This window comes from Halomonas alkalisoli (assembly GCF_021412585.1).
GTDB lineage: Bacteria > Pseudomonadota > Gammaproteobacteria > Pseudomonadales > Halomonadaceae > Halomonas > Halomonas alkalisoli.
The window spans coordinates 1-8,188 of record NZ_JAKCMI010000039.1; the positions used below are offsets into that span (position 1 = coordinate 1).

6 protein-coding genes are annotated in these 8,188 nt (G+C 66.2%); 3 read left to right on the forward strand and 3 right to left on the reverse strand.

Going from position 1 to position 8,188, the window contains the following annotated elements:
- Together LY622_RS17475 and LY622_RS17480 are read right to left on the reverse strand one after the other, a co-directional pair.
- Positions 1 to 1,304, reverse strand: a 1,304-nt coding sequence (locus tag LY622_RS17475) for an aldehyde dehydrogenase family protein (protein ID WP_234292058.1), incomplete at its 3' end; no start/stop codon positions are given.
- The gene (locus LY622_RS17480; RefSeq protein WP_234292059.1) at positions 1,301 to 2,548 is read right to left on the reverse strand and encodes a M20 family metallo-hydrolase; all 1,248 of its coding nucleotides are present in this window, start codon (positions 2,546 to 2,548) and stop codon (positions 1,301 to 1,303) included. The genes LY622_RS17475 and LY622_RS17480, both read right to left, overlap by 4 nt.
- Before the next feature lie 132 nt (positions 2,549 to 2,680).
- Here LY622_RS17480 and LY622_RS17485 point away from each other — a divergent pair, with 132 nt between their 5' ends.
- From LY622_RS17485 to aguA, 3 genes are all read left to right on the forward strand, one after another.
- Entirely contained in the window at positions 2,681 to 4,105 is a 1,425-nt protein-coding gene (locus LY622_RS17485) for an aminotransferase (protein ID WP_234292060.1), read from the forward strand.
- A 67-nt stretch (positions 4,106 to 4,172) separates the two neighbouring features.
- Positions 4,173 to 5,519, forward strand: coding sequence for a Na+/H+ antiporter NhaC family protein (locus LY622_RS17490; protein WP_234292061.1), 1,347 nt, complete (start codon positions 4,173 to 4,175; stop codon positions 5,517 to 5,519).
- Positions 5,520 to 5,527: 8 nt separating this feature from the next.
- Positions 5,528 to 6,652 carry an agmatine deiminase gene (gene aguA, locus LY622_RS17495; protein ID WP_234292062.1) on the forward strand — a complete coding sequence of 375 codons (1,125 nt, stop codon included), beginning with the start codon at positions 5,528 to 5,530 and terminating at the stop codon, positions 6,650 to 6,652.
- Positions 6,653 to 6,796: 144 nt separating this feature from the next.
- On the opposite strand, the gene LY622_RS17500 is transcribed toward aguA, so the two are convergent.
- Positions 6,797 to 8,188, reverse strand: a 1,392-nt coding sequence (locus tag LY622_RS17500) for an aldehyde dehydrogenase (RefSeq protein WP_234292063.1), incomplete at its 5' end; no start/stop codon positions are given.

Genomic DNA, 8,188 nt, shown 5'->3' on the forward strand with positions numbered 1-8,188 from the left:
CCGTAGGGCGTGTCGTTGGCCATCGCCACGGCCTCCTCCTCGCTGTCGAAGCCGAACACCGCCAGCACCGGGCCGAAGATCTCCTCGCGGCCGATGGTCATCTGTGGCGTGACGCCATCGAAGACCGTGGGCGGAATGAACAACCCCGGGCCGTCGATGGCCTGGCCACCGGTGCGCAGCCGCGCGCCCTCTTCCACACCCTGGCGGATGTAGTCGAGGATGCGCCGGTGCTGGGTCTCGTCGACGATGGCACCCATGAAGCTCTCGGGGTCGAGCGGATCGCCGGGCTGCATGGTCTCCGCCGCTTTCAATACGCGCTCGACGAACTCCTCGCGGATCGCGTTCTCCACCAGCAGCCGGGAGCCGGCGATGCACACCTCGCCCTGGTTGTGGAAGATCGCCGCGGCGGCGTGGCTCGCCACCCGGTCAAGCTCCTTGCAGTCGGCGAAGACGATATTGGGCGACTTGCCGCCGCACTCCAGGTAGACCCGCTTGAGGTTGGACTGGCCGGCGTACTGCATCAGCTGCTTGCCCACCGCCGTGGAGCCGGTGAAGGCCAGGCAGTCGACTTCCATGGAGAGCGCCAGCGCCTTGCCCACGGTATGGCCGAAGCCGGGCAGCACCTGGAACACCCCACGCGGTATCCCCGCGTCCTTCGCCAGTTGGGCCAGGCGCAGCGCCGAGAGCGGTGACTTCTCCGAGGGCTTGAGGATCACGCTGTTGCCGGCGGCCAGCGCCGGGGCGATCTTCCAGGCGGTCATCATCAGCGGGAAGTTCCACGGCACGATGGCCGCCACCACGCCGATGGGCTCGCGCAGCACCAGCGCCAGGGCGTCCTCGCCGGTGGGCGCCACCTCGCCGTAGAGCTTGTCGATGCACTCGGCCTGGTAGCGGATACAGGCGATGGCACCATTCATGTCGCCCAGCGAGCTCGAAACCGGCTTGCCCATGTCCAGGGTATCGAGCAGCGCCAGCGCGTGCTTGTTGGCTTCCATCAGATCGGCCAGGCGCAGCAGCACCTTCTTGCGCTTGCTCGGCGCCAGGCGGGACCACTCGCCGCCGGCGAAGGCCGCCCGGGCCGCGGTCACGGCCAGCTCGGCATCGACGGCGTCGCAGCTTGCCACCTGGGCCAGGATCTCGTTTGTCGCCGGGTTGCGCGACTCGAAGGTGTCGCCGCTCGCGGCGGCGACGAAGGCGTCGTCGATATAGGCACGGGCCTCAAGGGCCTGGCCTTGGGTTAGCCCCTCAGCCAGGGCCTGCCAGTCGGCCTTGGTGGTTGGAATCGCTGTCGGGGTGGCGCTCATTGGCTCGCCTCCAGGGTGTTGGCCCGCTCCAGCACGGCATCAAAAAGCACCTGGGCGCCCAGGGCGCAGTGCTCCGGGCTGGCGTACTCCGCCTCGTTATGGCTGATACCGTCGCGGCAGGGAATAAAGATCATCGCCGTGGGGGCCACCCGGGAGACATAGACGGCGTCGTGGCCGGCGCCGCTCATCATGCGGCGGTAAGGCACGCCCTGGGCCTGGGCGGCCCGCTCCACGGCGTCGATGCAACCGGCATCGAACTCGACGACAGGTGAGGCCCAGACCCGCTCGCTTCGGGTTTCGATACCGAAGGTCTCGGCGACGGCCGCCAACTCTCGCTCGAAGAGGGCTTCCAGGGCATCCAGCTCACTCTCTTCCACATGGCGCAGGTCGAGGGTGAGGCGCACCTCACCGGGGACGACGTTGCGGGAGGGGCTGTCGATATCAAGGCAGCCCACGGTGACCTTGGTGCCGCCGCTGGTGTCCGCCAGGGCATGGCGCTGCAGGCAATCGATCAACCGCGCTGCGCCAGCCAAGGCATCACGCCGATAGCCCATGGGCGTCGGGCCGGCGTGGGCTGTCTGGCCACGCAGGGTCACGTCGAACCAGCGCATGCCCTGGGCGCCAGTCACCACGCCGATGGCCTGGTTCTCCTCCTCCAGCACCGGGCCCTGCTCGATATGCAGCTCGAAGTAGCCTGCCAGGCGCGGCTCGCCCACCGGCATCTCGCCGGCAAAACCGCTGGCCTCCAGGGCCTGGCCCAGGGTCACGCCATCGCGATCCTGGCGCGACAGGGTGTATTCCTCGCTGAACTCGCCGGCATAGGTGCCGGAAGCCACCATGGCCGGGGCGAAGCGGCTGCCCTCCTCGTTGGTCCACACCACCAGTTCCAGCGGCCGCTCGGTGACGATGCCCTGGTCGTGCAGGGTGCGAAACACCTCGAGCCCCGCCAGCACCCCGAGGATACCGTCGAAGCGTCCGCCCTTCGGCTGGGTATCCAGGTGACTCCCGGTGGCCACCGGATCAAGGTCATCATGCTTTCCCGGGCGCCGGATAAAGAGATTACCGACCCGATCGACCCGCAGCCTGCAGCCAATCGCCTCGCACCACTCGATCAGCAGGCGCCGCCCGGCAGCATCCTCTTCTGTGAGCGCCAGCCGACAGCTGCCGCCATTCGCGGTGGGGCCGATCTCGGCCATGGCCATCAAGCTCGACCAGAGCCGCTGGCCGTCGATAGAAACCGTCATGGGTGTCTCCCTTTTGATTGTTCCCAGCCACCCTAGGCGGGAAGGTCGCAGCGGCGATATACCCCAATCAGGATATACCGACGACGGGGCACATCTTCGTAGGCTGGCTCTGTCACTTGTGAGGAGCCAACCATGACAACGACCCATCGAACCGCTGGCAGCACCCCTTCGTCACTACGCTACGATCGCCGCACGCTTTGGCAGAAGGACAAGGATCACTTTATCCATCCCTTCACCGATTTCAGCCTGTTCCATGAGAAAGGCTGCGATCTGATCGTGGACAGCGACGGCATCTATGTGGAGGATGCCCAGGGCAACCGCTTCATCGACGGCATTGCCGGCCTGTGGTGCGTCAATGTGGGCCACGGCCGTGCCGAGATCGGCCAGGCCATGGCCGAACAGGCTACCCGCATGGCCTATTTCTCCACCTTCAACAACCTGTCGAACGCCCCGGCGGCGGAACTGGCCGCCAAGCTCGCCGAGCTGGCACCGGCAAACCTCAACCACGTCTTCTTCAGTTGCGGCGGGTCAGCAGCCAACGACGCCACCATCCGCCTGGTGCACTACTACTTCAACCGCCTGGGCAAGCCGAGCAAGAAGCGTATCCTGTCACGCCGCAACGCCTATCATGGCACCACCTACCTGGCCGCCACCCTGACCGGCATCGAAAGCAACAACTGGGACTTCGACACCCTGGACCACCTGGTCACGCACCTGAGCGAAGCCAACCTCTATCGTCGGCCCAAGGGCATGAGCGAAGCGGAGTATTGCGATCACCTGGTGGCCGAACTCGAGGAGAGCATCACCGAGATCGGTGCCGACAATATCGCCGCCTTTATTGCCGAGCCGATCATGGGCGCGGGTGGCGTGCTGATGCCCCCCCAGGGATACCATGCCCGCATGCAGGCGGTATGCCGCGCCAACGACATCCTCTTTATCGCCGATGAAGTTGTCACCGGCTTCGGCCGCCTGGGCCACTTCTTCGCCTCCGAGGCGGTCTACGATACCCAGCCGGACATCATCAACTGCGCCAAGGGACTCTCCTCCGGCTACGCCCCCCTCGGTGCCACCCTGATCTCCGACGATATCTACAAGGTGCTGGGCACACCTCAGCGCAAGGGCGGCGTGCTGAGCACTGGCTTCACCTACTCCGGCCACCCGGTCAGCTGTGCCGCGGCACTCAAGAACATCGAGATCATCGAGCGCGAGGCGATCTGCGAGAACGTCCGCGAGGTGGGCCCCTACCTGGCGCAGAAGCTCAAGACCCTGGCGGATCACGAGACTGTCGGTGACGTGCGCGGCAGCCATTTCATGCTGGCCATCGAGAACGTCGCCGACAAGGCCACCAAGGAGTTGCTTCCGGTAGAAGCGCGAGTCGGCGACCGGGTTGCCGCCGAAGCCCAGAAACGCGGCCTGATCATTCGCCCGGTGGGTCACCTCAATATCCTCTCGCCGCCGCTGATCTGGGACCGCGAGGTGGTAGATCGCGTGGTGGCGATCCTCGACGAGGCCTTCGCCGCCACCACGGCTTCACTCAAGGCCGATGGCTACCTGTAAGCGCCCCGGGGCCGGTTATCCGGCCCCCGCATGAACCAACAACCATAACGATAAAAGAGAGTCTTGTATGGAAACCTTTGGCCCCTGGAGCCTGCTCCCCACCGCCGTGGTGCTGGGCATGGCCATCGTTACCCGCCGAACCATCGAATCCCTGCTGGCAGGGGCGGTGGTTGGACTACTCATGATCGAACCCGCCACAGTGGTATCGCAGGGTTCGGACATTCTGCTGACGGTGCTTGGCAACGATACCGTCACCTGGATCATCCTGGTCTGCGGCCTGTTCGGCAGCCTGATCGCCCTGCTGGTCAAGACCGGCGGCGTGCTCAGCTTCGGCGACGCCGTCACCAAGCGCATCCACAGCCGCCGCCAGAGCCTGCTGGCCACCTGGCTACTCGGCCTCGTTATCTTCGTCGACGACTACCTCAATGCGCTGACCATCAGCGCTTCGATGAAGAAGATCACCGACCGCTTCCAGGTCTCCCGGGAGAAGTTGGCCTATATCGTCGACTCCACGGCGGCGCCGATCTGCATCCTGGTGCCCTTCTCCACCTGGGCGGTGTTCTTCGCCGGCCTGCTGGAGGAGAACAATGTCGCCGGCAACGGCATGGGCCTCTATATCCAGTCCATTCCCTATATGTTCTACGCCTGGGTAGCCGCCGCCGTGGTACCCCTGGTGGCCATGGGCTGGATTCCCAACCTCGGCCCCATGAGGGCCGCCGAGGCCCGCGCCGCCGCCGGCCAGCTGATGCCGGCAGGCGTCGACGACAATGCCCTGGAGGTCGAGGACACCGGCAAGAAACGCCCGCACCTGCTCAACTTCCTGCTGCCCATCGCCACCCTGATCTTCTTCACCTGGTACTACGAGATCGACATCCTGCGCGGCGTGATCGTGGCGCTGGCCGTGACCCTGGTGCTGATCGCCGCCCAGCGACTGCTGAGCTTCCACGACACCTTCGACACCGCCCTCGATGGCTTCAAGGCGATGATCATGCCGCTGGGCACCCTGGTGGCCGGCTTCACCCTCAAGGAGGTCAACGATGTGCTGGGGCTCACCGACTATGTGATCGCCACCGTCCAGCCGCTGATGACCCCGGGCATGCTGCCGGCGGTGGTCTTCGTCACCATGGCCTTCCTGGCCTTCGCCACCGGCTCCTTCTGGGGCATCTTCGCCGTGGCCATGCCTATCGTGCTGCCGCTGGCAGCCAGCATGGACAGCCATATGCCGCTGGTGATCGGCGCCCTGATCTCCGCCAGCGCCTTCGGCAGCCACGCCTGCTTCTATGGCGACTCCACGGTGCTCTCCGCCCAGGGCAGCGGCTGCACGCCCATGGCCCATGCCCTGACCCAGTTGCCCTATGTGCTGATCGCCGCCGTTATCGCCGCCGGTATCTTCCTGATGGTAGGCCACCTGTGAGACCAATCATGAACGAGCCAATGATCGACACCCCGACCGCCGAACCGACGCCCCGGGCCCAGGGCTTCGCCATGCCCGCCGAGTTCGCCCCCCACGACGCCTGCTGGATGCTCTGGCCCCAGCGGCCGGATACTTGGCGCTATGGTGCCAAGCCGGCCCAGCAGGCCTTCGTGGAGGTCGCCACGGCCATCGCCGAGAGCGAAACCGTCTACGTCGGGGTCAACGACGAGCAGTACGAGAATGCCCGCCACCAGTTGCCGCCCCAGGTTCGCGTGGTAGAGCTCTCCAGCAACGACGCCTGGATGCGCGACGTGGGCCCCACCTTCCTGACCCACCCCGACGGGCGCCTGGCGATGGTGGATTGGCAGTTCAATGCCTGGGGCGGGCTGGATGGCGGTCTCTACTTCCCCTGGGACAAGGATCGGCGCGTCCGCACCAAGATCGCCGAGATGCTTGGCATCCCGCGCTTCGCGGCGCCGGTGGTTCTGGAGGGGGGCGCCCTCCATGTGGACGGTGAGGGCACCCTGATCACCACCGAGGAGTGCCTGCTCAATCCCAATCGCAATTCAGCGGTGAGTCGCGCCGATATGGAGCGGGTGCTTCAGGACACCCTGGGGGTCGACAAGGTCATTTGGTTGCCCCGGGGCTGCCACCTGGACGAAACCGATGGACATGTCGATAACCTGTGCTGCTTCGTCGCCCCCGGAGAGGTTGTGCTGACCTGGTGCGATGACGAAGACGACCCCCAGCACGCCATCTGCCGGGAAGCCTTGGCCGTACTGGAATCGACGTCCGATGCCAGGGGCCGTGAGCTATGCGTTCACAAGCTGCCCCAGCCCGGTCCGCTGTACATCGAAGAGGATGAGGCCAGCGGCCTCGATCGCCTCGACAGTTCCCACCCGCGCCGGCCCGGGGATCGCATGGCAGGCTCCTACGTCAATTTCTATATCGGCAACTCCGTGGTGGTCATGCCTCTGCTGGACCCGACCTGCGACGAGCAGGCTTACGACATTCTCCAGGAACTGTTCCCCGACAGGCGAGTGGTCGGTGTCCCGGCCCGGGAGATCCTGCTCGGCGGCGGCAATATCCACTGCATCACCCAGCAGCAGCCCCGCCCGGGCCCGTCGCGCTGAGACGACAGCTTGTCGGCCTTCGGTTCCTGCGAGGTGATGCTGCCGGCGGCGGCTGATCGGATTAGCGGCAGTCCCCAGAGACAACGAGGCCGGCCCCATGGGACCGGCCTCGTTGCTGTAAAAAGCCTCTCCCGAGCGGCTCGCTCAGGTGGCGAGGCTGATCCACACGCTCTTGAGGCTGGAGTACTCCTCCAGGCTGTGATGCGACTTGTCGCGGCCGTTACCCGACTGCTTCACGCCGCCGAAGGGCATGGTCTGGTCGCCCCCGGCCCAGTTGTTGACGAACACCTGGCCTGACTGCAGCCGCCGGGTCACGCGCATGATGCGGTCGATGTCCTGGCTCCATAGCCCCGCGGCGAGTCCGTAGGGCGTGTCGTTGGCCATCGCCACGGCCTCCTCCTCGCTGTCGAAGCCGAACACCGCCAGCACCGGGCCGAAGATCTCCTCGCGGCCGATGGTCATCTGTGGCGTGACGCCATCGAAGACCGTGGGCGGAATGAACAACCCCGGGCCGTCGATGGCCTGGCCACCGGTGCGCAGCCGCGCGCCCTCTTCCACACCCTGGCGGATGTAGTCGAGGATGCGCCGGTGCTGGGTCTCGTCGACGATGGCACCCATGAAGCTCTCGGGGTCGAGCGGATCGCCGGGCTGCATGGTCTCCGCCGCTTTCAATACGCGCTCGACGAACTCCTCGCGGATCGCGTTCTCCACCAGCAGCCGGGAGCCGGCGATGCACACCTCGCCCTGGTTGTGGAAGATCGCCGCGGCGGCGTGGCTCGCCACCCGGTCAAGCTCCTTGCAGTCGGCGAAGACGATATTGGGCGACTTGCCGCCGCACTCCAGGTAGACCCGCTTGAGGTTGGACTGGCCGGCGTACTGCATCAGCTGCTTGCCCACCGCCGTGGAGCCGGTGAAGGCCAGGCAGTCGACTTCCATGGAGAGCGCCAGCGCCTTGCCCACGGTATGGCCGAAGCCGGGCAGCACCTGGAACACCCCACGCGGTATCCCCGCGTCCTTCGCCAGTTGGGCCAGGCGCAGCGCCGAGAGCGGTGACTTCTCCGAGGGCTTGAGGATCACGCTGTTGCCGGCGGCCAGCGCCGGGGCGATCTTCCAGGCGGTCATCATCAGCGGGAAGTTCCACGGCACGATGGCCGCCACCACGCCGATGGGCTCGCGCAGCACCAGCGCCAGGGCGTCCTCGCCGGTGGGCGCCACCTCGCCGTAGAGCTTGTCGATGCACTCGGCCTGGTAGCGGATACAGGCGATGGCACCATTCATGTCGCCCAGCGAGCTCGAAACCGGCTTGCCCATGTCCAGGGTATCGAGCAGCGCCAGCGCGTGCTTGTTGGCTTCCATCAGATCGGCCAGGCGCAGCAGCACCTTCTTGCGCTTGCTCGGCGCCAGGCGGGACCACTCGCCGCCGGCGAAGGCCGCCCGGGCCGCGGTCACGGCCAGCTCGGCATCGACGGCGTCGCAGCTTGCCACCTGGGCCAGGATCTCGTTTGTCGCCGGGTTGCGCGACTCGAAGGTGTCGCC